Origin of the sequence: Asanoa iriomotensis (assembly GCF_016862515.1) — a bacterium.
Lineage (GTDB): Bacteria > Actinomycetota > Actinomycetes > Mycobacteriales > Micromonosporaceae > Asanoa > Asanoa iriomotensis.
In genome coordinates this window covers 1-24655 of sequence record NZ_BONC01000089.1, presented here as the reverse complement: position 1 = coordinate 24655, position 24655 = coordinate 1, and the positions used below count along the sequence as shown (strand labels likewise).

The 24655-nt window shown below is 73.8% G+C and carries 18 protein-coding genes and 1 pseudogene; 4 read left to right on the top strand and 15 right to left on the bottom strand.

Annotated elements, in window-relative coordinates; translation table 11 throughout:
• Positions 1-14: 14 nt before the first annotated feature.
• The 6 genes from Air01nite_RS36415 to gltB all read right to left on the bottom strand — a co-directional run bounded on the left by Air01nite_RS36415 (position 15) and on the right by gltB (position 9570).
• Positions 15-374, bottom strand: coding sequence for a hypothetical protein (locus tag Air01nite_RS36415; protein WP_203707946.1), 360 nt, complete (start codon positions 372-374; stop codon positions 15-17).
• A gap of 165 nt (positions 375-539) precedes the next feature.
• The gene (locus Air01nite_RS36410) at positions 540-1010 is read right to left on the bottom strand and encodes an RrF2 family transcriptional regulator (RefSeq protein WP_203707945.1); all 471 of its coding nucleotides are present in this window, start codon (positions 1008-1010) and stop codon (positions 540-542) included.
• Positions 1011-1046: 36 nt separating this feature from the next.
• Positions 1047-1919 (bottom strand): acyl-CoA thioesterase, encoded by an 873-nt coding sequence (locus tag Air01nite_RS36405; protein ID WP_203707951.1) that lies wholly within the window; start codon positions 1917-1919, stop codon positions 1047-1049.
• Positions 1920-1930: 11 nt separating this feature from the next.
• Positions 1931-3382, bottom strand: a complete 1452-nt coding sequence (pyk, locus tag Air01nite_RS36400; protein WP_203707944.1) for a pyruvate kinase — start codon at positions 3380-3382, stop codon at positions 1931-1933.
• Positions 3383-3545: 163 nt separating this feature from the next.
• Entirely contained in the window at positions 3546-5021 is a 1476-nt protein-coding gene (locus Air01nite_RS36395) for a glutamate synthase subunit beta (RefSeq protein WP_203707943.1), read from the bottom strand.
• Positions 5014-9570, bottom strand: a complete 4557-nt coding sequence (gene gltB / locus Air01nite_RS36390; RefSeq protein WP_203707942.1) for a glutamate synthase large subunit — start codon at positions 9568-9570, stop codon at positions 5014-5016. Before gltB ends, Air01nite_RS36395 begins: the two co-directional genes overlap by 8 nt.
• Before the next feature lie 150 nt (positions 9571-9720).
• Here gltB and Air01nite_RS36385 point away from each other — a divergent pair, with 150 nt between their 5' ends.
• Positions 9721-10560: a GNAT family N-acetyltransferase gene (locus tag Air01nite_RS36385; protein ID WP_239091218.1), complete on the top strand. Its 840-nt coding sequence runs from the start codon at positions 9721-9723 to the stop codon at positions 10558-10560.
• On the opposite strand, the gene Air01nite_RS36380 is transcribed toward Air01nite_RS36385, so the two are convergent.
• The 3 genes from Air01nite_RS36380 to lgt are packed head-to-tail and all read right to left on the bottom strand — an operon-like array spanning position 10557 to position 16180.
• Positions 10557-13778 carry an AfsR/SARP family transcriptional regulator gene (locus Air01nite_RS36380; RefSeq protein WP_203707941.1) on the bottom strand — a complete coding sequence of 1074 codons (3222 nt, stop codon included), beginning with the start codon at positions 13776-13778 and terminating at the stop codon, positions 10557-10559. The two genes, Air01nite_RS36385 and Air01nite_RS36380, sit on opposite strands and share 4 nt — an antisense overlap.
• 48 nt (positions 13779-13826) lie before the next feature.
• On the bottom strand, positions 13827-15026 hold the full coding sequence (locus Air01nite_RS36375; RefSeq protein ID WP_203707940.1) for an FAD-dependent oxidoreductase: 1200 nt from the start codon (positions 15024-15026) through the stop codon (positions 13827-13829).
• 29 nt (positions 15027-15055) lie between these two features.
• Positions 15056-16180, bottom strand: coding sequence for a prolipoprotein diacylglyceryl transferase (lgt, locus tag Air01nite_RS36370; protein ID WP_239091217.1), 1125 nt, complete (start codon positions 16178-16180; stop codon positions 15056-15058).
• 138 nt (positions 16181-16318) lie between these two features.
• Between lgt and Air01nite_RS36365 the strand changes: the two genes are divergently transcribed.
• A complete protein-coding gene (locus tag Air01nite_RS36365; protein ID WP_203707939.1) occupies positions 16319-16819 on the top strand; it encodes an NUDIX hydrolase in 501 nt (166 codons plus the stop codon).
• Here Air01nite_RS36365 and trpA read toward each other — a convergent pair whose 3' ends face one another.
• From trpA to trpC, 3 genes are all read right to left on the bottom strand, one after another.
• The gene (gene trpA, locus Air01nite_RS36360; protein WP_203707948.1) at positions 16820-17626 is read right to left on the bottom strand and encodes a tryptophan synthase subunit alpha; all 807 of its coding nucleotides are present in this window, start codon (positions 17624-17626) and stop codon (positions 16820-16822) included. It lies immediately after the preceding gene.
• Positions 17623-18828, bottom strand: a complete 1206-nt coding sequence (trpB, locus tag Air01nite_RS36355) for a tryptophan synthase subunit beta (protein ID WP_203707938.1) — start codon at positions 18826-18828, stop codon at positions 17623-17625. Before trpB ends, trpA begins: the two co-directional genes overlap by 4 nt.
• Positions 18829-18898: 70 nt before the next feature.
• The gene (gene trpC, locus Air01nite_RS36350; protein ID WP_239091216.1) at positions 18899-19759 is read right to left on the bottom strand and encodes an indole-3-glycerol phosphate synthase TrpC; all 861 of its coding nucleotides are present in this window, start codon (positions 19757-19759) and stop codon (positions 18899-18901) included.
• Positions 19760-20041: 282 nt separating this feature from the next.
• On the opposite strand from trpC, the gene Air01nite_RS36345 reads away from it, so the two are divergent.
• A complete protein-coding gene (locus tag Air01nite_RS36345) occupies positions 20042-20302 on the top strand; it encodes a hypothetical protein (protein ID WP_203707936.1) in 261 nt (86 codons plus the stop codon).
• Here the strand turns inward: Air01nite_RS36345 and Air01nite_RS36340 are convergent.
• The 3 genes from Air01nite_RS36340 to hisI are packed head-to-tail and all read right to left on the bottom strand — an operon-like array spanning position 20295 to position 22671.
• Positions 20295-20804, bottom strand: a complete 510-nt coding sequence (locus Air01nite_RS36340) for a Trp biosynthesis-associated membrane protein (protein ID WP_203707935.1) — start codon at positions 20802-20804, stop codon at positions 20295-20297. The genes Air01nite_RS36345 and Air01nite_RS36340 overlap by 8 nt on opposite strands.
• Complete coding sequence (locus tag Air01nite_RS36335) at positions 20801-22318, bottom strand: anthranilate synthase component I (RefSeq protein ID WP_203707934.1); 1518 nt, start codon at positions 22316-22318, stop codon at positions 20801-20803. The genes Air01nite_RS36340 and Air01nite_RS36335 overlap by 4 nt, the downstream gene beginning before the upstream one ends.
• A complete protein-coding gene (gene hisI, locus Air01nite_RS36330) occupies positions 22315-22671 on the bottom strand; it encodes a phosphoribosyl-AMP cyclohydrolase (protein WP_239091215.1) in 357 nt (118 codons plus the stop codon). Before hisI ends, Air01nite_RS36335 begins: the two co-directional genes overlap by 4 nt.
• Before the next feature lie 306 nt (positions 22672-22977).
• Here hisI and Air01nite_RS36325 point away from each other — a divergent pair.
• Positions 22978-24655 (top strand): annotated as a pseudogene (locus Air01nite_RS36325) (hypothetical protein); the annotation flags it as partial.

Sequence of the window (24655 nt, the reverse complement as noted above, 5' to 3'; positions counted from 1 at the left end):
CTTCGAGACAGACCCTAGGTGCGGGGTGGCAATTGGCCCACGCCGAGGCAGGCCAGGACCGACGTCGTGTCGGGTGTCAAGAAGAGCACGAAGGACATCAGTGGTTCGTCGGAGACGACCCGGCCGAGCAGCACCGGCTGATTTCCGAGCGTCTCCAGCGTCTCGACCGCCGCCGCGAAGCCGAGCGTCTCGATGCCCTGCCGGTGGATGCCGGCCTCCCGCCGGCGGTAGGTCGGGGCGAGTTGGCTCGCCGGAATCGGACCACCCTCGTCGGTGAAGACGTGGAAGTCCGCGCCCCGCTCGAGTGCCTCGCGGCACGCCACGTCGGCGTCGGCGCCGCTGGTCAGCAGCGAGATCAGCTCAGCACGTTCCACGGACGAACCGTACGTCGAAAACGGACGGTAGCGACATCTGGCACAGAGCGTCCGATCCGGCGTAGCACGCCAATCGGAATCGCAGCGCGGCCAAAGATGGTTCGATGTCGGTACCCGCGGCGGTCCGAGATGCGACCTCCGGACCGTCGTGGGCCAATAGCCCGCTCAGGCCCAGGCCGCCGGGTCCGCGGTGAGGTCGCGGACGCGGTCCGGGAGCTTTCCGGTGGCCACGTCGTGAATGGAGACCAGGTCCAGGATCTCGCGCTCGCTCGCCCGCAGCGCGATCCAGACCTCCTGCAGCGCCGCCGCGGCGCCCGTGTAGCCAAGATCCTCGGGGCGTTGCCCGCGCACATTGGCGAGCGGCCCGTCGATCGCCCTTATCACCTGGCCCAGCCCGATCTCGCGCGCCGGTCGCGCCAGCCAGTAACCGCCGTCCGGCCCGCGCTGGGCGTGGACCAGGCCCGACCGGCGTAGCTGCAGGAGGATGCTTTCCAGGAACTTCGGCGGGATCTCCTGGGCCTTGGCCACCTGTTCGGCGGTCATCGGCGACGGGGTGGCGCCGTCCTGGTCAGCCGCCGCGGCGGCGAGTTCTGCCATCGCGCGCAGTGCGTAGTCGACCCGTGCGGACAGTCGCATGGCACTAATCCTATCGGGTACGTATATCCGAATGGATCATGCGCCCACGCGGCGGAGGAGGCCCTCCTGGACCGCGGTGGCGATGTTGGCTCCTGAGGCCGTGAACATGCGGCCCGTGGCCAGGCCACGGCCGCCCGAGGCCGACGGGCTCCAGCAGTCGTAGAGGAACCACTCGTCCGCCCGGAACGGGCGGTGGAACCACAGCGCGTGGTCCAGGCTGGCCCCGATCACGCCGCCCGGGCCCCAGACCTCGCCGTGCACCGACAGGACCGAGTCGAGCAGGGTCATGTCGGACGCATAGGTGAGCGCGCAGGCGTGCAGCAGCGGGTCGTCCGGCAGCTTGCCGTCGATGCGCATCCACACCCGCTGGTGCGGGTCCGCGCGGCGGTCGCCCGGCGGGACCCAGCCCGGCTCGCCGACGTAGCGCACGTCCAGCGACCACGGCACCGAGCTCCAGATGCCCAACCGCTCCGGGTACGGGCCCAGGCGCTCCCGCATCGTCGGCACCTCGTCGGGGCCGGGCACGTCCAGCGGCGCCGGCGCCTGGTGGTCGAGGCCGTCCTCGTGGCGGTGGAACGACGCGGACATGAAGAAGATCGTCTTGTCGTTCTGCACCGCCACCGAGCGGCGGACCGAGAACGAGCGGCCGTCGCGGATGTTCTCCACCCGGTACTCGATCGGCTGACCGGACTCCCCCGGGCGCACGAAGTAGCCGTGCAGCGAGTGCACCGTGCGTGTCGGGTCGACCGTGCGGCCCGCCGCGACCAGGGCCTGGGCCGCCACGTGGCCGCCGTACACCCGCTGGAGGCCGACCACCGGCGTGGTGCCGACGAAGGTGTCCTCCGAGCGCCGCTCGAGGTCGAGCATCCGGACCAGGTAGTCGACCGCCGACTGCCCGCCCTCGGGCATGGCGCCGGCCGTCACGGAGTCTGGCGCGTGACGGTGGCGGGGTCGACCAGCGAGCCGATCAGGTGAACCCGGAGCGTGTTGGTCGAGCCCGGCGTGCCGGGCGGGCTGCCCGCCACGACCACGACGTAGTCGCCCGGCTCGGCCCGGCCGAGGCCGAGCAGCGCCTGGTCGACCTGGCGGAACATGTCGTCGGTGTGCTGCACGAACGGCATGTGGAACGTCTCCACACCCCAGCTCAGCGCCAGTTGGGCGCGCACCTCGGAGACCGGGGTGAAGGCCAGCAGCGGCAGCTCGCAGTGCAGCCGGGCGAGGCGGCGGACCGTGTCGCCGGTCTGGGAGAACGCGACCATGGCCTTGGCGCCGACCGCGCGGGCGACGTTGGAGGCGGCGATGGTGAGCGCGCCGCCGTGCGTGCGCGGGTCGTGCTGCAGGCGCGGCACCGGCATCCCGCCGCTCTCGGTGGTCGAGATGATCTTTGCCATCGTCGAGACCGTGAGCACCGGGTATTTGCCGACGCTGGTCTCGCCGGAGAGCATCAGCGCGTCGGCGCCGTCGAGCACCGCGTTGGCCACGTCCGAGGCCTCGGCGCGGGTCGGGCGCGCGTTCTCGATCATCGAGTCGAGCATCTGGGTCGCGACGATGACGGGCTTCGCGTCCTCGCGGCACATCTGCACGGCGCGCTTCTGCACCAGTGGCACCTGGTCGAGCGGAAGCTCGACGCCGAGGTCACCGCGGGCGACCATCACGCCGTCGAAGGCGTCGACGATCTCCTCGAGGCGCTCCACGGCCTCGGGCTTCTCGACCTTGGCCAGCACCGGGCGGCGCACGCCGACCTCGTCCATGATCGAGTGGACCAGCTTGACGTCGTCGGGCGAGCGGACGAACGAGAGCGCCACCAGGTCGACGCCGAGCCGCAGCGCGAACCGCAGGTCCTCGGTGTCCTTGTCGGACAGGGCCGGCACGCTGACGGCGACGTTGGGCAGCGAGACGCCCTTGTTGTTGGAGACCGGGCCGCCCTCGATGACCAGCACCCGGATGTCGTTGCCGGTGACCTCGGTGACCTCGACCGCGACCTTGCCGTCGTCGATCAGCAGGCGGTCGCCGGGCTTGACCTCCTGCGGAAGCTTCGCGTAGGTGCAGGAGACCCGGTCGGCGGTGCCGATGATGTCGTCGCTGGTGATCACCACGGAGTCGCCGGTGCGCCACTCGTGCGGGCCGTCGGCGAACCGGCCGAGACGGATCTTGGGGCCCTGCAGGTCGGCGAGCACCGCGACCGCGCGGCCGGCCGAGTCGGCGGCCTCGCGCACGAGCTTGTAGATCGCCTCGTGGTCGGAGTGGTCACCGTGGCTGAAGTTGAGCCGTGCGACGTCCATACCGGCGTCTACGAGGCCACGGATCCGCTCCGGCGAGGAGGTGGCTGGGCCCATCGTGCAGACAATCTTCGCGCGGCGTGTCACGCCCATGAGGCTAGTCTCTTTCCCGGATCGTCCTCGTAACCGGCTTCTGTCGGGAATCCGAACAGTTGCCGTCACCGCCGTCATCTACCGCCGGTGACCGTCAGCGAGCCTACTCCTGGCACAGGCGCCGATGGCACCCGACCGACAGTCACCGAGCGTCAAAAACCTATTACGCAGCAAGGGGTACGGCCGCCGGATCGACCGGCGTCGGCAGCTCGCCCTCGCCGCCCAGGTACGAGTGGATGGCGGCCGCGGCGGCCCGGCCCTCGGCGATCGCCCACACGATCAGCGAGGCGCCCCGGTGCATGTCGCCGGCGACGAACACGCCGTCGGTGCCCGTCTGCCAGTCGGGCCGGGCGTCCACCGCACCGCGCGCGTTGCGCGTCACGCCGAGCTGGTCGAGCAGCGGCTGCGGCTCGGTGCCGTCGAAGCCGATCGCCAGCAGCACGACGTCGGCCGGCAGCTCCCGCTCGGAGCCCGGCACCACGTGGATCCGGCGCTCACCGTCGACCTTGGTCACCGACACCTCGGCGATGCGTACCGCCCGCACCGCGCCGGTGCCGTCGTGCACGAACTCCTGCACGCCGACCGCGAAGTCGCGCGCGCCACCCTCCTCGTGCGCCGGGTAGTTGCGCAGGATCCACGGCCAGGTCGGCCACGGGTCGCGGGCCTCGTCGCGGGCCGCGGGCGGCTCCGGGTAGAGGTCGAGCTGGTAGACGCCCGCCGCGCCCTGCCGGTGCGCCACGCCGAGGCTGTCGGCCGCGGTGTCGCCGCCGCCGATGATCACGACGTGCTTCCCGGCGGCGTCGACCGGCGTCGAGGAGGCCAGACCCGCGGCGACCCGGTTGGCCGGCACGAGGTGCTCCATGGCCAGGTGCACGCCGCGCAGCCCGCGCCCCGGCGTCGCCGGCGTGTCGCGGCCCTGCAGCGCGCCGCAGGCCAGCAGCACGGCGTCGTACTCGGCCCGGAGCTGGTCGGCGGTCACGTCGACGCCGACGTTGACGCCGGTCTCGAAGACCACCCCCTCGGCCGCCAACTGCGAGATCCGCCGGTCGATGTGCGACTTCTCCAGCTTGAAGTCGGGGATGCCGTACCGCATCAGCCCGCCCACCCGGTCGTCGCGCTCGAACACGGTGACCGCGTGCCCGGCCCGGGCGAGTTGCTGCGCCGCCGCGAGCCCGGCGGGGCCGGAGCCGACCACCGCGACCCGCTTGCCCGACGAGTGCCCGGCCGGCTGCGGCGTGACCAGCCCGAGGTCGAACGCCCGGTTGGCGATCTCGACCTCGACCTGCTTGATCGTCACCGACTCGCCACCCGCGATGGTGAGCACGCAGGACGCCTCGCACGGCGCCGGGCAGAGCCGCCCGGTGAACTCCGGGAAGTTGTTGGTGGCGTGCAGGGACTCCGAGGCGGACGCCCACTGCCCGGTGCGGACCAGGTCGTTCCAGTCCGGGATCCGGTTGCCCAACGGGCAGCCCTGGTGGCAGAACGGGATGCCACAGTCCATGCAGCGGCTCGCCTGCTCGCGGATCAGCCCGTCGTCGGCCGACGGGTAGACCTCGCGCCAGTCCTGGATGCGGACCGGCACCGGACGCCGCTCCGGAAGCCTCCGCGAATGGTGCAGGAAACCCTGAGGGTCAGGCACGTGCTACCTCCATGACAGCCGTGTCGACGTCATGGCCGGCAGCCTCGGCGGCCCGGATCGCCTCCATCACGCGCTTGTAGTCGCGCGGGACAACCGCGGTGAACTCGCGGGCCGCTTCCGGCCAGCGCTTGAGCAGGTCCTCGGCGACGGCCGAGTCGGTCTCCGCGAAGTGGCGCTGCACGAGCGCCTGCACGGTGACCTGCTCGTCGTCGGTGAGCGGGGTCAGGTCGACCAGCTCGGGGTTGACCCGGGCGGGGTCGGCCCGCCACAGGTAGGCGGTGCCACCGGACATGCCCGCGGCGAAGTTGCGGCCGGTCGAGCCGAGCACGACGACGGTGCCGCCCGTCATGTATTCACAGCCGTGGTCGCCGACGCCCTCGACCACCGTGGTGGCACCGGAGTTGCGGACCGCGAACCGCTCGCCGACCCGGCCGCGGAGGAACAGCTCGCCGCCGGTCGCTCCATAGAGGATGGTGTTGCCGGCGATGATCTGCTGCTCCGCCACGAACGGCGCGTCGACGTGCGGGCGCACCACGATCCGGCCGCCGGACAGGCCCTTGGCGACGTAGTCGTTGGCGTCGCCGTGCAGCCGGATCGTCACGCCGCGGGGCAGGAACGCACCGAACGACTGGCCGCCGGTGCCGACGAGGTCGAGCTCGATGGTGTCGTCGGGCAGCCCCTCGCCGCCGAACCGCCGGGTGACCGCGCCGCCCAGCATCGCGCCGACGCTGCGCTGGTCGTTGCGGACCGCGACGGTGGCCCGCACGGGCGCGCCGTCGGCCAGCGCGGGGGCGGCCAGTTCCAGGAGCTGGTTGTCGAGCGCGCGCTCGAGCCCGTGGTCCTGCGCGCGGACCCGGCGCCGGGCCGCACCCTCGGGCAGGTCCGGCACGTGCAGCACGGGCGTCAGGTCGAGCCCGTTGGCCTTCCAGTGGTCGATCGCCGGCACCAGGTCGAGCAGCTCGGCGTGGCCGATCGCCTCGTCGATGGAGCGGAAGCCCAGCTCGGCCAGGTAGCCGCGGACCTCCTCGGCGAGGAACTCGAAGAACGTCTCGACGAACTCCGGCTTGCCGGTGAACTTGTCGCGCAGCTTCGGGTTCTGGGTGGCGATGCCGACCGGGCAGGTGTCGAGGTGGCAGACCCGCATCATCACGCAGCCCGAGACGATCAGCGGCGCGGTGGCGAAGCCGAACTCCTCGGCGCCGAGCAGGGCGGCGACCACCACGTCGCGGCCGGTCTTGAGCTGGCCGTCGACCTGCACGGTGACCCGGTCGCGCAGGCCGTTGAGCAGCAGCGTCTGCTGGGTCTCGGCCAGCCCCAGCTCCCACGGGGTGCCGGCGTGCTTGAGCGAGTTGAGCGGGCTGGCGCCCGTACCCCCGTCATGTCCGGAGATCAGGATGACATCGGCCTTGAGCTTGGCGACGCCAGCCGCGACGGTGCCGACACCGACCTCCGACACGAGCTTCACGTGTACGCGCGCCGCCGGGTTGACCATCTTGAGGTCGTGTACGAGCTGCGCCAGGTCCTCGATGGAGTAGATGTCGTGGTGCGGCGGCGGCGAGATCAGCCCGACGCCCGGCGTGGCGTGCCGGGTCTTCGCGATCCACGGCCACACCTTGTTGCCGGGCAGCTGGCCACCCTCGCCGGGCTTCGCGCCCTGCGCCATCTTGATCTGCAGGTCGTCGGCGTTGACGAGGTATTCGGTGGTGACGCCGAACCGGCCGCTGGCCACCTGCTTGACGGCGGACCGGCGGGCGGGGTCGTAGAGCCGATCGACGTCCTCGCCGCCCTCGCCCGTGTTGGACTTGCCGCCGAGCCGGTTCATCGCGATCGCGAGGGTCTCGTGCGCCTCCGCGGAGATCGACCCGTACGACATGGCGCCGGTGGCGAACCGCCTGACGATCGCGCTGACCGGCTCGACCTCGTCGATCGGCACGGCCGGCCGGTCGCCGGTGCGCAGCCGGAACAGCCCGCGCAACGAGCCCGCCTCGGCGGCCAGCTTGTCGACGGTGGCCGTGTAGCGGGCGAAGATGTCCTCCCGCCGGCTGCGGGTGGCGTGCTGGAGCAGGAACACCGTCTCCGGGTTGAACAGGTGCAGCTCGCCCTCGCGGCGCCACTGGTATTCGCCGCCGACGTCGAGCTTGCGGTGGCTGCGCTCGGCCTCGTTGGCCGGGTACGCGCGGGCGTGCCGGGCCGCGATCTCCGTGTGGATGTCGGCCAGCCGGGCACCGCCGATCTTCGCGGGCGTGCCGGCGAAGTAGCGCTGCACCACCCGGGCGTCGAGCCCGACGGCTTCGAAGACCTGGGCACCGCAGTAGGACGAGACCGTGGAGATGCCCATCTTCGACATGATCTTGAGGACGCCCTTGCTGAGCGCCTTGACGTAGTTGCGGATCGCGTCGGCCGGGCCGACACCGGTCAGCGCGCCCGTGGCGATCAGGTCCTCGACGGACTCGAACGCGAGGTACGGGTTGACCGCCGCGGCGCCGTAACCGAGCAGCAGGGCCGCGTGGTGCACCTCGCGGCAGTCGCCGGACTCGACGACCAGCGCGACCTGGGTGCGCGTCTGCTCGCGCACCAGGTGCTGGTGGACGGCCGCGGTGAGCAGCAGCGACGGGATCGGCGCGAGCCCGGCCGTGGAGTCCCGGTCGGAGAGCACCAGGATGCGCACGCCGTCCTCGATCGCCTCGGAGACGTGCCGGCAGATCTCGGTCAGCCGCGCCTTGATGCCGGCCGCGCCGTTGCGCAGCGGGTAGAGCCCGGAGACCCGGACCGCCTTGAAGCCGGGCAGGTCGCCGTCGTCGTCGACGGAGAGCAGCTTGGCCAGCTCGTCGTTGTCGAGCACGGGCCGCGGCAGCACGATCTGCCGGCAGCTGGCCGCGCCCGGGTCGAGCAGGTTGCCCTCGGGGCCGATCGTGCCCGACAGGCTGGTCACCAGCTCCTCGCGGATCGCGTCCAGCGGCGGGTTGGTCACCTGGGCGAAGAGCTGGTGGAAGTAGTCGTAGAGCAGCCGCGGCCGGGTGGACAGCGGCGCGATCGGGGTGTCGGTGCCCATCGAGCCGAGCGGCTCGGCGCCGCTGCGGGCCATCGGCCCCACCAGGATCTTGAGCTCCTCCTCGGTGTAGCCGAACGTCTGCTGGCGGCGCTGCACCGAGTCGTGGGTGTAGACGATGTGCTCGCGGGCCGGCAGGTCCTCGAGGTCGATCAGGCCGGCGTGCAGCCAGTCGTCGTAGGGCAGGGCGGCGGCCAGCTCGGCCTTGATCTCGTCGTCCTCGACGATCCGGCCCTCGGCGGTGTCGACCAGGAACATCCGGCCGGGCTGGAGACGGCCCTTGGCGACCACCGTGGTCGGGTCGAGGTCGAGCACGCCGGCCTCGCTGCCGAGCACGACCAGCCCGTCCTCGGTGCGCCACCAGCGGCCCGGCCGCAGGCCGTTGCGGTCGAGCACGGCACCGACCAGCGTGCCGTCGGAGAACGCGACGCTGGCGGGGCCGTCCCACGGCTCCATCAGGCTCGCGTGGAAGCGGTAGAACGCCCGGCGCGCCGGGTCCATGGCGGTGTCGTTCTCCCAGGCTTCCGGGATCATCATGAGTACGGCGTGCGGCAGCTCCCGGCCCGCGAGGTGCAGCAGCTCCAGCACCTCGTCGAAGTTGGCCGAGTCGGACGCGGCCGGCGTGCAGATCGGGAAGAGCCGGCGGATGTTGCCGGGGATCTTCGGCGACGACAGCAGCGCCTCGCGGGCGTTCATCCAGTTCTTGTTGCCGCGGATGGTGTTGATCTCGCCGTTGTGCGCGATGAAGCGGTACGGGTGGGCCAGCGGCCACGACGGGAACGTGTTGGTCGAGAAGCGCGAGTGCACGAGGGCGATCGCGCTGCGCACACGGCGGTTGGTCAGGTCCGGGAAGAACGCGGGGAGCTGGTCCGGGGTGAGCATGCCCTTGTAGACGATGGTGCGGGCGGACAGGCTCGGGAAGTAGGCCGGTATGCCCCGCTCGGCGGTCTCGCGCTCCGCCTGCTTGCGCACGCAGAACGCCACCCGGTCGAGGTCGAGGCCGCTGACCGGGGTGCCGGCCGGCCCGTCGGGACCGTCGTGCAGCCGGTGCGCGGCGAGGAAGATCTGGCGGATCCGCGGGCGGACCAGCTCGGCGGTGGCGCCCAGGCCCGCGGGCTCGACCGGGACGTCGCGCCAGCCGAGCACCTCGGCGCCCTCGACGATCGCGTACTTCTCGATCACCGTGACCGCCTGGGCGGCCTCGGCGTCCTCGGTGGGCAGGAAGACCAGGCCGGTGGCGTAGAAGCCGGCGGGCGGCAGGGTGAAGTCGACGGTGGCCCGGAGGAACTCGTCGGGCACCTGGATCATGATGCCGGCGCCGTCGCCGGTGTTGGGCTCCGCGCCCCGCGCGCCCCGGTGGTCGAGCCGGCACAGCGCCGACAGGCCCTTCGCCACGACATCGTGGGAACGGCGGCCGGCGAGGTCGGCGACGAACGCGACACCACAGGAGTCACGCTCGTTGTCCGGGTCGTACAAACCCTGGGGATACGGGTATGCCACCGGGCCTCCACGGTCGTCTCGGTCACGCTGATTTCAGGTTCGGGACGACGTCGGCCCTGCTGGGTCTTCTGAGTTTACGTGAATGGCGGCCCTCATCCGCCAGGACGTATTGATCACACGCCCAGGATCTGAGATGTGTACTCTCGCGCGGTGACCACCCCTGATCCTGCTCTCCTGCACCGGTTGGAGACGTTCTACGACGCGCTGCCCCGGTTCACCGCACGTGCGGAGGACTTCGGCGGTCTGGTGCTCTTCGTCCGGGAAGGGGCCGGGTGGCCGTTCTACGCCCGGCCGCGCCTCGACGGGTCCGCACCGCCCTCGGCCGCCGACATCATGGCCGCCCGCGAGCGGCAGCGCGAGCTGGGCCTGCCCGAGGCGTTCGAGTGGGTCCACGAGAACACGCCCGACCTGCTCGCGGTGGCCCGCTCGGCCGGCCTGGCCGTGCTGGAGGCGCCGCTGATGGTGCTCGACCCGGCCGCGCTGCCCGACGTTCCGGCGCCCGGCGTCCGCCTGCTGGACCCGGCGGCGGACACGTTCGCCGCTGACACCGAGCTGTCCCGCGCGGTCGCGGCAGTGGGATTCGGCACACCCGGCACCGGCGCCGGCGCCGCCGGCCCCGCCGAGCGGGACGCGGCCCGCGTCGACCTCGACGCCGCCGCTGTCGACGACGAGCGCGCGGCGATCGTGGCGGGCCGCCGGTTCACCGCGATCGTGGAGCTGCCCGACGCCGGCCCGGTGGCGAGCGGCATCGGGATGCGGGCGGGGGACGTCGTGGAGATCGCCGGGGTGGCGACGCTGCCCGCGTTCCGCCGCCGCGGCCTGGGCGCCGCGCTGACGCTGACGCTGGCCCGGCAGGCCCTCGCCGACGGCGCCCGCGTGGTCTTCCTGTCGGCCAGCAGCGACGACGTGGCCCGGGTCTACCTGCGCGTCGGCTTCAAGCGCATCGCCACCGCCTGCATCGCCGAACCCGCGCCGGTCAGCGCCCCCTAGGCCGGCTCGGCCCGGGCCGGCAGCGCCGGTACGGCCGGCTCGGCCGCGCTCACCAGGGTGTCCAGGCTGGCGGTCTGGCCGGCGCGGTGGGCGGCCGCGTAGGCCTCCTCGCCGAGCTGGGTGCGCAGACCGGCGGCGGTGGCGGCCAGGTCGTACAGCTCGCAGGCCGGCACCGGCGTGCCCAGCTCGGTGCGGATCGTCGCCGCCGCGCCGAGCAGCGCCGCACCGCGCTCCCCGGCCCCGACGATCCGGGCCGCCTCGGCGAGCGCCTCCAGCACGCTGGCGGTGCGCCAGCGGTCGCCGACCTGGCGGTGGGTGGCGAGGCTGCGGGTCAGGTGGTTGACCGCCCGGCCGGTGCGGCCGGCCCGCAGCTCGGCCAGCCCGCGCAGGTTGTGCGCCCAGCCCAGGCCCTCCGGGAAGGCCAGCGCGGTGAACCGGTCGAGGGCCGTGTCGAGCAGCGAGGCCGCCCGGTCGCCGTCGCCGCGGTAGAGCGCGACGGCGCCCAGGTTCATCAGGGCCGTGGCCGCCGCCTCCGGGTCGCCGAGCCGCTCGAAGCCCGCCAGGCTCGCGCGCAGCTTCGCCTCCGCGCGGTCGAGGTCGGTGGCCAGCCAGGCGGTGAAGCCGCGCAGCAGCGCCGACTGTGCGACACCCCAGTCGTCGCCGTGCACCCCGAACAGCCGGGCGGCCGCGTCGAGATGTGCGGCCGACACCTTGTATTCGGCCCGCTCCCGGGCCACCGAGCCCAGCGTCAGCTCGACCCGGGCCTCGCCGAGCGGGTCACCTGCGGCCCGGCAGGCCGCGCGGGCCGCCGCCGCGTGCCCGGCCGCGGCCGGGTAGTCGCAGAGCAGCATCGCCAGCATGCCCGCGCCAGCGAGGGCCTTGGCACGCAGCGCGGCCGGCGCGTCGGGGTGCCGGGCGAGCGCGTCGACGAGCCACTCCCGGCCGTCGCGGTAGTAGCCCTCCAGCCGGCAGTAGCCGGCCAGCGCGCCGGCGAGGCGGAGGTCGCCGTGCGGGTCGGCGGCGACGCCCGCGTCGCCGTGCGGCTCGGCCGGCGACTCGGCCGCGGTGCCGAGCCAGCCCATCGCGGCGCGCAGGTTGGGCGCCTCGCGGCGCAGCCGGCCCAGCCACCAGCCCTGTGCGGAGCCGCGCAACCCGCCTTCGGCGTGTTCGGCCAGCGCGAGGAAATGCCGGGCGTGCGCCCCCCGGGCGGCGTCCTCCGCACCGGCGCCGCGCAGCCGGGCCAGTGCCTGCCGGTGGATCGGCATCAGCATCCGGTAGCGCGCGTCGGCACCCGGCCGCTGCGTCTCCACCAGCGACGCCTCGACGAGCGCGGCGAGACCCTCGGCCGCGTCCGGCCCGGCGACGGCCTCGGCCGCCTCGGCGTCGAAACCGCCGGCGAACACCGCGAGGCGGTCGAAGAGCAGTCGGGCGGCGGGCGCGAGCTGGTCCACACTGGACTCGACGGCGGCCGCGACCGTGCGGTGCCGGGCCGGCGCGGTCGGGTCCGGGCTGCGCAGCACGCTGTGGTCGGCGCGCAGGCGCTCCACGATCTCGGGCACCGACAACACGGGTGTACGCGCGGCGGCCAGCTCGATCGCCAGCGGCAGCCCGTCGAGCTCGGCGCAGAGCAGCGCCACCGCGGCCGCGTCGGCCTCCGGCACCGGCCGACCGGACCGGGCCCGCGCGCGCTCCAGGAACAGCCGGCTGGCCGGATGGATGGCCAGGCCGGCGATGGTGTGCTCGCCGTCCGGCGCGGGACCCGGCAACGGCGGCACCGGGACCGTCAGCTCGTCCGGGAGCCGCAGCGCCACCCGGCTGGTCGCCAGGATCCGCAGCGCCGGGCACCGGTCGAGCAGCACCCGCGCCAGCTCGGCGGCCCCGCCGACGACGTGTTCGCAGTTGTCCAGCAGCAGGAGCCCGCCGCCGCTGCCGAGGGCATCGGCCAGCGTGTCGGCGATCGCCCGGCCGGGCTCGTCGCGGACGCCGAGGGTGGCGGCGACGGCGACCACGACCCGGGCGGGGTCGTCGACGACGCTCAGGTCGACGAACCAGACCGGTGCCCGGTCGGCGGCCACCGCGACCGCGAGCCTCGTCTTGCCGCTGCCGCCGGGCCCGGTCAACGTGACGAGCCGGCCGTCGGCGAGGTGCCCGGCGACCCGGGCGGCGAGGCGCTCGCGGCCGATCAGCGGGGTCAGCGGCACCGGCAGTGCCGCGCGGGCCGGCACGGCCGCCGCCGGCGCCGGTGGGCACGGCTCCGGCTGTTCCCACCAGGTCGCCAGGCCGCCGGAGCGGACCAGTGCCGCGATCTCGCCCAGCCGGCGCCCGGGTTCGACACCGAGGTTGTCGGCGACGGCCAGCACCGCCCGGTCGTGCACCTCGGCCGCGGCGCGCCGGCCGCGGGCGAACGCGGTGGCGGTCAGCAGCAGCTCCCAGAGCCGCTCGCGGAGCGGATGGCGGGCCAGCGCGCGTTCCAGGTCGGCGACCGCCTCCTCGGCCGCGGCCACCGCGGCCGAGCCGGCGGCGACCGCGTCGGCGTCGGCGGCCGGCGCACCGGCCGCGGTGAGCGCGGCGGCGACCCGGCGCAGCAGGCACTCCCAGCGGTCCTCGATCGCGGCGGCGCGCATCTGCACGAGCCGGGTGCGGTCGGCCTGGAGCCAGCCGAGCGGGTTGACCACCGTGCCGGCCAGCGGGTCGCCGTCGATGTCGACCTGCCAGAGCCGCAGCGCGCTGGCGAACCGGGCGGACGCGCCGGCCCAGTCGCCGTCGGTCATCAGCTCGCGGGCCCGGCCCAGCAGGTGCCCGAACCGGATCGCGTCGACGGCGCGGCCGGGCAACCGGAGCACCAGACCGTCCGGCGTGCGGCGCAACACCTCGGGGCAGCCCGCGCCGGTCAGCGCCGCGGCGAGGGCCTCGGCCGCGGCGTCGACCCGCTCCCCCGCGCCCGCGCCGCGCTGCCTCGGCACCGTCCACAGTGCCGCACCGACCTGGTCGACCGGCACCGTCTCACCTGGACGGAGCGCGAGCAGGCCCAGCAGGTCGCGCGCGGGCCCGGGCAACGGGACGTCCACACCGTCGGCCACCAGGCGGACGGGGCCGAGCAGGCAGGCCTCGGCGCGGACGGGGCTTTGCCCGTCGACCGCTGCTGACCCACCTTCGTCCACGACGCACCCTTCCGTCCGGTAGCCGGTAGTCTGCCCGCTCGCGCGCAAGTTGGTCATGGCACGTTCGGCCACCTCGACCACGTTGCTCGGCCGCTTACTCCTCCGTCACGCGGGGGGTCGCCACTGTGCGGCGGTGCTCGCCGCACTGCCGAGCAGGCGCGGGGTGATCTGGCCGAGCGCCGCGTCGCGGGCGCGCAGCGCGAGCCGGCCGCGGGTCTGCAGCACCGCCGACATGCGCCGGGTCTGCCGCACCATCGTCGCGGCGCGGGGTCGGCGCTCCCGGTCGTAGCCCTCGATGGCCCGGCGCAGCGCCAGGCCGGGTGTGGCGTCGCGGACGGCGGCCGCGAGCGTGGCCGCGTCCTCGAACGCGAGGCAGGCGCCCTGGCCGAGGTGGTGCGGCATCGCGTGCGCGGCGTCGCCGAGCAGCACCACGCCGCCGGGTCCCGCGGCGAACGCGTACGACCGTGGCAGCGGGCGCAGTTCGCGCACCTCCTGCTGGACGAGGTCGTCGGGCTCGGTCGCTTCGAGCAGGTCGGCGATCGGCTCGGGCCAGCCCGCGTACCAGCGCCGGAGAAGTGTGAGCTGGGTGGCCGGCGGCTCCGGCCGGGGCGCGCCGGCGGCGGTGGCGACCCAGTAGACGCCGCCGCGGGTGGACGCGCCCGACGAGCCCCGCTCGCCCAGCGAGGCGGCCACGAACCGGTAGCCGGCGCCGAGGGTCTCGCCGCCGGCGGGACGGCCTTCGAGGCTCTTCGGCGCCCGGTACCACGGGATCACCGCGCGCCAGGCGGTGCAGCCGGAGCTGACCACGGCCGACTCCGGCGCCAGCCGGGCGCGGACCGCACTGTCGGTGCCGTCGGCCGCGACCACGAGGTCGGCGGCGAAAGCCTGCCGGCCGGCGGTCACCGCGGGTCGTTCGGTGCCGCCGGTGCGCACGTCGTCGACCTGGACGCCGGTGCGGATGTCGAGCCGGTCGCCGAGCCCGGCGATCAGCGCGTCGTGCAGGTCCTCGCGGTGCACGACGACCGGCGCGCGGTGCGCCGCGACCGGGCGCGGCTGCACGAGCCAGTGGCCGTCGGGGCGCCGGACCCCGCTCTCACCGAGCGGGGTGCCGATCGCGTCGAGGCCGTCGCCGAGGCCGAGGGCGCGCAGCGCGCGGATGCCGTTGGGCCAGAGCACCAGGGCCGTGCGGCCGGGCCGCACCCGGTCGGCGCGTTCGAGCAGCGTCACCTGCCAGCCGGAGCGGGCCAGGGCGCCGGCCGTCGCCAGGCCGCCGATCCCCGCGCCCACCACCACGGCCGTACGCATCGGCACCGCCTCTCGGGTGGTCTGGTGGCTCAGCGGTCGTCGGCGCGGCCACCCGCACCGGCGGCCGTGGTGTCGCTGTCCTGCCCATCTTCGTCGGCCGTGCCGCCGTCGACGTCGGACTCGCCGTCCGCTTCCACGGCCGAGGAGGCTGTGTCGTCCGCTTCAGGGACGGCGCCGGTCTCCTGGTACGCCTTGAACTGCTCTTCCGTGACCACTTGGTACGCGGACGGGATGGCCGCGGCGGACGAAGCCTTGGCGGAGACGTCGACGGTGGAGATGTCGCCGGCGGCGCGCGGAGCCGGGACGGGCGCGTCGGCGCCCACCGGGATGAGGTATTCGCGCGGCCCGCGGACCCGCAGGAAGTAGATCAGCGCGCCGATGAACACGATCGCGGACACGAAGACGTTGATCCGGACGCCGGCGATGTGCGTGGCGGTGTCGTCGCGGAGCATCTCGACGAAGAACCGGCCGGCGGTGTAGCCCATCACGTAGATCGCGAAGGCGCGGCCCTTGCCGAACTTGAACTTGCGGTCGAGGGCGACCACCAGGCCGGCCACGAGCACGTTCCAGATCAGCTCGTAGAGGAACGTCGGCTGGTAGAGGCCGGGGCGCAGCACCGGCTCGCCGTCGACCAGCGTGGGCCGGCCGGCCGAGTCCATCTCGTGCACCTCGAGACCCCACGGCAGCGTCGTCTGCCGGCCGTAGAGCTCGTTGTTGAACCAGTTGCCGAGCCGGCCGACGGCCTGGGCCAGCGGCAGGCCGGGCGCGAGCGCGTCGGCGGCGACGGTCAGCGGCATGCCGAGCTGGCGGCAGGCGAACAGCGCGCCGACGGCACCGCCGGCCACCGCGCCCCAGATGCCCAGGCCGCCCTTCCAGACCTGGAACGCCTCGAGCGGGTCACCGCCCTCGCCGAAGTAGGCACCGGGTGAGGTGATCACGTGGTAGATCCGGGCGCCGATGATGCCGAACGGCACCGCCCAGACCGCGATGTCGAGGATCGCCCACTTGTGCGCGCCGCGCTGGCGGAGGCGGACCTCCGTCACCACGCCGGCAAGGATGATGCCCAGGATGATGCAGAGGGCGTATGCCCGGATCGGGACAGGACCGATCTGCCAGACGGCATGAGTGGGGCTCGGAATCGCGGCGAGGGTCACGGGTCAACACGGTACCGTCGCGCATGGTGCCGGTGGCACCCCGGGTTCGTCCCGGATCTATCCGGACACCGCACGCATCGTGCACGACCGTTGCACGACAGCTGACGTTAACCGGTGATCGGCGTACGGTAAGCCGGTATGAACTCCCTCACTTCCGCGGTCGCCGCGATCGTCACCGACGACGCCGGCCGCGTGCTGCTCTGCCAGCAGAGCCAGGGACACCGCCGGTGGGGGCTGCCCGGCGGGAAGGTCCGTGAGCACGAGAGCCCGATCCACGCCGCGGTCCGGGACATCCGGGAAGAGACCGGCATGGATGTCGAGATGGTCGATCTCGTCGGCCTCTACGAGTTGTGCGGCCAAGGGCTGCCCGACGTCGTCGTGCACGTCTTCCGCTGCCGCGACGGCCGCGGTGAGGCCCTGGTCAACGCGCCTGGCCGGATCTGCCGCCTCGGTTGGCACGACGTCGACGACCTGCCCCAGCCGATGACGCCGACGACCCGCATGGCGATCGCCGACGCGGTGGCCGGGCGGTCCGGCGTGATCTGCCAGGTCGACCGCGACGCGGAGCCCGACTATCCCGAGGCCGCGGAAGCGCTCGCCTCCCGGAGCCAGGACGTCGTCGTCGGCCTCGCCGGCTGACTAACGGTTGACGGCCCGCACTCCCGCCGCCAGATCAGCGGACAACGCCCGCAGCGACGCCAATCCCGACGCCTCGTCGTCGGCGTCGAGCACGCAGCGGATCAGCGCACTGCCGACGATCACTCCGTCGGCGAACGAGCCGACCTCGGCGGCCTGCGCCCCGTCGCGTACCCCGAGACCCACTCCGACCGGCAGGTCGGTGGTGACCGCGCGGACCCGCGCGACCAGCGCCGGCGCGGCCGACGAGGTCTGCTCGCGGGCGCCCGTGACGCCCATCAGCGCGGTGGCGTAGACGAACCCGCGGCAGTGGGCCACGGTCATCGCCAGGCGCGCGTCGGTCGACGAGGGCGAGACCAGGAACGTGCGGTCGAGCCCGTACGCGTCGGAGGCGGCCAGCCAGTCGTGCGCCTCGTCCGGGATCAGGTCGGGTGTGATCAACCCGGTGCCGCCGGCCGCCGCGTAGTCGCGGGCGAACCTGTCCACGCCGTACTGCTCGATGGGGTTCCAGTAGGTCATCGTGACCACCGGGGCGCCCGTGGCGGCGACCGCCTCGACGATCCGCATCGTGTCGGCCACCCGGACCCCGTTGGCCAGCGCGATGTCGCTCGCCTTCTGGATCACCGGGCCGTCCATCACCGGGTCGCTGTAGGGGATCTCCAGCTCGACGACGTCGACGCCGGCCTCGACCATCGCCTTCATCGCGGCGATGCTCCCGTCGACCGTCGGGAAGCCGGCCGGCATGCAGCCGACCAGCACCGCCCGGCCCTCGGCCCTGGCCTTCTCGAACGCCACAGCGATGCTCATCAGAGGATCCCGAAGTAGGTGCCGGCGGTGTGCGCGTCCTTGTCGCCCCGGCCGGACAGGTTGACCACGATGACGGGCTCCCGGCCCAGCTCCTCGGTGAGCTTCGGGATGATCCGCAGGGCGCCGGCCAGCGCGTGCGCGCTCTCGATCGCCGGGATGATCCCCTCGGTGCGGCAGAGCAGCTGGAACGCGGCCATCGCCTCGTCGTCGTCGACGGGTTCGTAGGTCGCGCGGCCGGTGTCGTGCAGCCAGGCGTGCTCGGGCCCGACGGCCGGGTAGTCCAGGCCGGCCGAGATCGAGTGCGACTCGAGCGTCTGGCCGTCGGAGTCCTGCAGCACGTACGTCCGGGCGCCGTGCAGCACGCCCTTGGAGCCCGCGGTGATCGACGCGGCCGTCCGGCCGGTGGCCACGCCGTCGCCGCCCGCCTCGAACCCGTAGAGCCGGACACCCTCGTCCGGCACGAAGGCGTGGAAGATGCCGATCGCGTTGGACCCACCGCCGACGCAGGCGGCCACCGCGTCGGGCAGCCCCTGCAGCCGCTCCAGCGACTGGGCGCGGGCCTCCCGACCGATGCCGCCCACGAAGTCGCGGACGAGCTCCGGGAACGGGTGCGGGCCGGCCGCCGTACCCAGGAGGTAATGGGTCTCGTCGACCGAGGAGACCCAGTCGCGCAGGGCCTCGTTGAGGGCGTCCTTGAGCGTCCGCGAGCCGTTGGTCACCGGGATGACCTCGGCGCCCAGCATCCGCATCCGGGCGACGTTGAGCGCCTGGCGCTGCGTGTCGAGCTCGCCCATGTAGACCACGCACTCGAGGTCCAGGTACGCCGCCGCGGTGGCCGCGGCGACGCCGTGCTGGCCGGCGCCGGTCTCGGCGATCACCCGGCGCTTGCCCATCCGCTTGGTGAGCAGCGCCTGGCCGAGCACGTTGCGCACCTTGTGCGCGCCCGTGTGCAGCAGGTCCTCGCGCTTGAGCAGGATTCGCGCGCCGGCCTGGGCCGACAGCCGCCGGGCCTCGTAGAGCGGCGAGGGCGCGCCGGCGTAGTCGCGCAGCATCCCCTCGAACTCGGCGACGAACGCCGGGTCGGCCTTGGCGGCCCGGTACGCGGCGTCGAGCTCGTCGAGCGCGGCGACCAGCGCCTCCGGGATGAACCGGCCGCCGAAGGGCCCGAAGTGCCCCGTAGCGTCGGGCAGGAGCAGGTCGGTCATGCTCGTGCCTCGCTTCGCGAGCCCCGGCCTGACCGCAGTCGACTGAGCTGGCTGCGCTCGCTGCGCTCGCTCATCGCACCGGCCTCGGCGTCGCCGGGTGGTTGCCGGCGTTGACCAGCTCCGCGACCGCGTCCCGGGGGCTCTTCTGGGTCACCAGGCCCTCGCCGACCAGCACCGCGTCCGCGCCGGCGGAGGCGTAGCGGATCAGGTCGTGCGGCCCGCGTACACCCGATTCGGCGATCTTGACGACGTTGTTGGGCAGCCCGGGCGCGATGCGCTCGAACACCGACCGGTCGACCTCGAGCGTGCGCAGGTTGCGCGCGTTGACGCCGATCACCCGCGCGCCGGCCTCCATGGCCCGGTCGGCCTCCTCCTCGTCGTGCACCTCGACGAGGGCGGTCATGCCGAGCGACTCGATGCGCTCCAGCAGCCCGGTCAGCACGTTCTGCTCGAGCGCGGCGACGATCAACAGCACCATGTCGGCGCCGTGCGCCCGCGCCTCGTGCACCTGGTAGCTGGAGACGACGAAGTCCTTGCGGAGCACCGGCACGTCGACCGCGGCCCGCACCGCGGCCAGGTCGTCCAGCGAACCGCCGAACCAGCGGCCCTCGGTGAGCACGCTGATGCAGCGGGCGCCGCCGCCCGCGTATTCGAGGGCCAGGTCGGCCGGGTCGGGGATGTCGGCGAGCTGCCCGCGCGAGGGCGAGGCCCGCTTCACCTCGGCGATCACCGCGACGCCCGGGCGGCGCAGCGCGGCGTGCGCGTCGCGTGGCGGCGGCGCGGCGGCCGCCAGCCGCTTCACCTCGGCCAATGGGACCTGCTGCTGCCGAGTTTCGACGTCTTCGCGGACACCCGCGATGATCTCGTCGAGGACACTCACCGGCGCCGCCGAGTTGGCGCCGTCGTCACCCTGCGGTTGATCAGCATTCACCAACGGACTCCCCTTTCCGGGTGTCATGCGCCCGATGCTATGGCCCCACGGACCGCGGACAGCGTCCGGGGTATGGGCCGTCTCACGCCGCGTGGTCGGGCATAATGCCCGGCCCGTCCCGGCGTGGGTGTGCTGCCGGTAACACGGGGGGTGACCGGTACCGCATCCGCCACGGGTCGGACACTCTGCCGAAACGGCCCTGGGAGAGGATGTGGTCGGGCAAACTGGTCGACGGTGCCACTGGTGCACCGACCACAGGGGACTTGTTCATCGGGGCGGAACATGGACAACAGACTGGGACGACAGCAGCAGGGCGGGATAGCGGACCTTCCGCGGGCCGTCCTCTCGGCGGCGTACGGCGTCATCGACACCGCGCAGCGGGTGGTCGTGGGCGGCGACAAGATCCGCACGGCACGCGGCAACGCCTGGGAGGCGATCTGCGCGGACCGGGCGCGGGCCGACCAGCGCGACGAGGTGCGCCGTCACGTGGCGATGATCGTGACCATGCCGCCGCGGAAGGCCGCCGCGCGCTCGCTCACCTGACCGTCGGGTCCTCACCACGGTCCAGCGCGTTCCACGCGTCCGTGGTGCCGCCCGCGGCCTTCGGTGACCGCTCGTAGCGCGCGCCCATGCCGGGCCAGCGGTGCCCGGCCAGAGCGGCGGCGAGCCCACCCACGACGACCAGCACGCCGCCGACGGCGGTGAGGGCCGGCCAGGCGGTGCTGGCGTCGAACACCCGATCGAACGCGAGCGCCACCAGACCAAGACCCACGAGCAGCACGAGCGCGCCCACCGCGCGGCGCGCCCAGCCTCGGGTGGCCAGCAGGGCGCCCGCGCCGGCCAGCGCGACCAGGGCCAGCGCGGTCAGGCCCGGGACGAGGTCGGAGCCGGTCTGGTCGAAGCTCGAGGGCGCCGCGACCCCGTGGGTGAGGCCGTGTTCCCAGACGCGCCCGGCGCCGACGAAGGCCAGGCCCGCGCCGACGGCGCAGAGCAGCACCGCGAGCGTGAGCGGACGGCGTCCCCCACCGGCGAACGGGTTCTTCACCGGGCGGCCCGCAAGGTCTCGGCGGCGGTGATCGCGGCCAGGACAGCGGCGGCCTTGTTCTGGGTCTCGCGCTCCTCGGCCGCCGGGTCGGAGTCGGCGACGATGCCGGCGCCCGCCTGCACGTAGGCCACACCGTCGCGGATCAGCGCGGTGCGGATCGCGATCGCCATGTCCAGGTCGCCGCCGAAGCCGAGGTAGCCGACCGTGCCGCCGTACACCCCTCGGCGGGTTGGTTCGAGCTCTTCGATGATCTCCATGGCGCGGACCTTGGGTGCGCCGGAGAGCGTGCCGGCCGGGAACGTCGCCGCCAGCGCGTCGAACGCGGTCTGGTCGTCGCGGAGCTGCCCGACCACCGTCGAGACGATGTGCATGACGTGGCTGTAGCGCTCGATGGTGGCGAACTCCGGCACCTCGACCGTGCCGGGCACGCAGACCCGGCCGAGGTCGTTGCGGCCGAGGTCGACCAGCATCACGTGCTCGGCCCGCTCCTTGGGGTCGGCCAGCAGCTCGGTCGCGAGCTCGTTGTCGTGCCGCGGGTTGCGTCCGCGGGGTCGGGTGCCGGCGATCGGGTGCAGCAGCGCCCGGCCTTCGGTGACCTTGAGGTGCGCCTCCGGCGACGAGCCGACGATGTCGAAGTCGTCGAAGCGCAGGAGATACATGTACGGGCTCGGGTTGGTCGTCCGCAGCACCCGGTAGACGTCGAGCGGGTCGGCGCCGGTGCGGCGCTCGAACCGCTGCGAGACGACGATCTGGAAGCACTCGCCGGCCCGGATCGCCTCCTTGGCCAGCTCGACCGACTTGGGATATTCACCGTCGGGCGTCCGGCTCTCCAACCGGGGTTCGGCTCCCGCCAGGTCGATCGTGGAGATCATCGGCGGGGTCGGCCGGGACAGCGAGGTGGTCATGGCGTCGAGACGGCCGACGGCATGGTGGTACGCGGCGGCGATCGCGCGCTCGTCGGCGGCCGGCGGCAGGATCGCGTTGGCGACCAGGATCGCGGAGCCCGCGTAGTGGTCGAGCACCACCAGGTCGGTGGCCAGCATCATGCCGAGCTCGGGGACGCCGAGATCGTCGTCGGCCAGCTCGGGCAGGCGTTCGAAGCGGCGGACGAGGTCGTACGCCAGGTAGCCGACCATGCCGCCGGTCAGCGGCGGGCCGTCGGGGTCGTGCCGGCCGCCGGTCAGCGCCGCGACCGTCGACCGCAGCACGTCGACCGGGTCGCCGGTGGTCGGCACGCCCTCGGGCGGGGTGCCCAGCCATTCGGCGCCGCCGTCGCGCTCGGTCAGCGTGGCCGCGCTGCGGACTCCGACGAACGAGTAGCGGGACCAGGCCGTGCCGGCGCCCGGCTCGGCCGACTCCAGCAGGAACGTGCCCGGGCCGCCGGCCAGCTTGCGGTAGACGCCGACCGGGGTCTCGCCGTCGGCCAGCAGCCGCCGGGTGACCGGGACGACCCGGCTGGTGCGGGCGCTCTCGGCGAACCGCTCGAGGGTCGGTGTGACCGCGCCGGTGGTCATGCCCGCACCGGAAGCTCGTCGGTGAAGCAGGTCGGGGTGCCGGTGTGGCAGGCCGGGCCGACCTGTTCGACGGTGAGCAGGATCGTGTCGCCGTCGCAGTCGAGGGCGGCGGCTTTCACGTGCTGGCGGTGGCCCGAGGTCTCGCCCTTGACCCAGAGCTCCTGGCGGCTGCGGGACCAGTAGGTGGCCCGGCCGGTGGTCAGGGTGCGGTGCAGTGCCTCGTCGTTCATCCAGGCGAGCATGAGCACCTCGCCGTCGTCGTGGCGACGGACGACGGCGGGCACGAGCCCGTCGGCGGAGCGCTTCAGGCGGGCGGCGATCGCCGGGTCGAGACCCGATTCTGGTACGGCCACCTGACCAATTGTTCCGTACCGGCGGCGTGCGTCTTTCCCGGGGATATCCGTGCGAAATCAGGGGGTGTGCTCGGGCTCACGTCGCGGTAGTTTGTCCGTGCGCCGCCCGGGTTTCTTGCTCTCCGGCGGGGCGCTCCCCTGCCTCTTTCCTATGCGCGTCCACCCGTCGCCGGCCATGCCGGCGCACGGGTCCGACGCGTTGCGTTTCGGCAGTCGCGCCCCGTCACCCCCACCGGTCCCGGCGCCGACCCATCCTGGCATCGCCCGGCCGGGTTTCCGTTACGGAGCGGACGGAGGACCACCCGCATGCAGCCCCAGCCCACCCACGAGCCCGATCAGGGCGAGCCCACCTTTGCCGTGCCCGGCCAGCGCCCACCCGGTGACGAGGCCCCGCAGTCGGCGCTCGACGCGCTCGCCGCGGCCCAGGCGGCGAACGCGGCCGCCGAACCGGTCTCGGCGGCCCTGACCGAGACCACGATCGAGAACCCGGTCATCCGTCCGAGTGACCCCTCCGGCACGACCCAACCGCTCCCGCCGATGGCGAGCCAACTCCTCGGCGCACCCGCCGCCGGCGGCTCCTTCTCCTCCTTCGCAACGGCACCCGCCACCGCTGCGTCCGAATCGGACGCTCCCGCCGCTGCCGCCGAGCCCGACGCCGCCGTCGCGGAGCCCGCTGCTGCGGAGACCGCAGCGGCTGAGGTCGCGGACGCCGACGCGGAGGCGGCGCTCGACGAGGCGGACGCCGAGGCGGTGGCGGCAGCCGACGCCGCAGCCGACGTCGTCGTCGAGGCCCCCGACGCCGAGGAATCGGCGGAGACCGCGGCCGCCGCGGCGGCCGCGGACCCGGAGTTCGAGCGCGAGTGGCAGGCCCTGCTCGCCGAGGAGGCGGCCGCCAACGGCGACGCCGCCACCACCACGGACGCACCGGCCGCCGAAGCCCCGGCCGCCGTCGAAGCCACCGCGGACGCGGAACCCACCGAAGCAACGGCAACCACGATCGAGGCCACGACGCCGGACGCCGACGCCGAGCCCACCGCCGCTGACACGGACGCCGACGCGGAACCCGTCGCCGCTGACACGGACGCCGAGCCCGTCGCCGCCGACGCGGACGCCGAAGCCGTCGCCGCCGACGCGGACGCCGAAGCCGTCGCCGCCGACGCGGACGCCATCGCCGTCGCGACCGCCGAGCCGGACGCTGAGGAAGCCGACGCCGAGCCGGAAGCCGTCACCGAGCTAGGCGACCAAACCGAAACGGAGCCCGAGGCCGCCACCGAAACCGACGCGGAGGCCGAAGCGGAGCCCGAGGCAGTCACCGAGGCAGCGGCGGAGCCGGAGGCAATCGCCGAAACCAACGCCGACGACGAAGCCGACGACGAGCCTGAGGCGTCCACCGAGGCCGACGCGGAAGCCGAAGCGGAGCCCGAGGCAGTCACCGAAACCGCCACCGCCGACGAAGCCGAGACCGAGCCTGAGGCGTCCACGGACGCCGAAGCGGAGCCCGAGGCGGTCACAGCGACCGACGCCGAAGAGGCCGGCGCGGAGCCCGAGGCCGCCACCGAGGCTGACGCGAGCGACGACGCCGACGCCGAGCCGGAAGCGGTCGCTGACGACGAGGCCGACGCCGACGCCGAGGAAGCAGACGCGGAGCCCGAGGCCGTCGCCGACGCTGACGCGAGCGACGAGGCCGAAGCGGTCGCGGAAGGCGACGACGAGGCCGAAACCGAGCCTGAGGCAGTCGTCGACGACGCGACCGCAGCCGAGGCGGAGCCCGAGGCCGCCGCCGACGCCGAGACCAGCGCCGAAGCCGACGCCGAGCCGGAAGCCGTCGCGGAAGCCGACGAAGCCGACGCGGAGCCCGAGGCGGTCGTTGACGACGCGGCCGAGGCTGAGGCCGAGCCCGAGGCGACCGCCGAGACCGACGCCGACGAAGCCGACGCGGAGCCCGAGGCCACCACCGACGCCGACGCGAGCGACGAGGCCGAAG

Excerpts from the sequence above, each read along its gene's own strand:
- Air01nite_RS36365 (WP_203707939.1), top strand. The coding sequence starts at position 16,319 with ATGAACTCCCTCACTTCCGCGGTCGCCGCGATCGTCACCGACGACGCC.
- Air01nite_RS36375 (WP_203707940.1), bottom strand. The coding sequence starts at position 15,026 with ATGCGTACGGCCGTGGTGGTGGGCGCGGGGATCGGCGGCCTGGCGACG.
- Air01nite_RS36380 (WP_203707941.1), bottom strand. The coding sequence starts at position 13,778 with ATGACCAACTTGCGCGCGAGCGGGCAGACTACCGGCTACCGGACGGAA.
- trpB (WP_203707938.1), bottom strand. The coding sequence starts at position 18,828 with ATGACCGACCTGCTCCTGCCCGACGCTACGGGGCACTTCGGGCCCTTC.
- Air01nite_RS36345 (WP_203707936.1), top strand. The coding sequence starts at position 20,042 with ATGGACAACAGACTGGGACGACAGCAGCAGGGCGGGATAGCGGACCTT.
- Air01nite_RS36405 (WP_203707951.1), bottom strand. The coding sequence starts at position 1,919 with ATGCCCGAGGGCGGGCAGTCGGCGGTCGACTACCTGGTCCGGATGCTC.
- Air01nite_RS36410 (WP_203707945.1), bottom strand. The coding sequence starts at position 1,010 with ATGCGACTGTCCGCACGGGTCGACTACGCACTGCGCGCGATGGCAGAA.
- pyk (WP_203707944.1), bottom strand. The coding sequence starts at position 3,382 with ATGGGCGTGACACGCCGCGCGAAGATTGTCTGCACGATGGGCCCAGCC.
- Air01nite_RS36335 (WP_203707934.1), bottom strand. The coding sequence starts at position 22,318 with ATGACCACCGGCGCGGTCACACCGACCCTCGAGCGGTTCGCCGAGAGC.